This is a genomic window from Pseudomonas yangonensis (assembly GCF_009932725.1).
GTDB classification, from domain to species: domain Bacteria; phylum Pseudomonadota; class Gammaproteobacteria; order Pseudomonadales; family Pseudomonadaceae; genus Aquipseudomonas; species Aquipseudomonas yangonensis.
Genome location: NZ_BLJU01000076.1, coordinates 1 through 242, shown reverse-complemented (window position 1 = coordinate 242; position 242 = coordinate 1). Strand labels below are relative to the sequence as shown.

The 242-nt window shown below is 65.3% G+C and carries 1 pseudogene; it reads right to left on the bottom strand.

What is annotated here, in order from left to right:
- Window positions 1–150 (bottom strand): annotated as a pseudogene (locus GYB81_RS24855) (hydroxymethylglutaryl-CoA lyase); the annotation flags it as partial.
- Window positions 151–242 lie beyond the last annotated feature (92 nt).

Below are 242 nucleotides of genomic sequence, written 5' to 3'. Positions count from 1 at the left end.
GTTGAGGATGGCGCCTGGCACATCGTGACCGATCCGCTCGGGCAGGGTGGCGGCGACTTCGAGCAGGGCATCCAAATTCATGCCGGTCTCCGGGCCCATGCGCTGGGACATGTGCACCAGGTCCTCGGTGCAGATATTGCCGCTGGCTCCCTGCCCGAGCTGTTCGTGCCACGATGTGCCAGGGGCCCTCCTCAAAGCGGGCAAAGCGGATCGCCGCTATCCGAAACCGAAGTGGGTGCAGG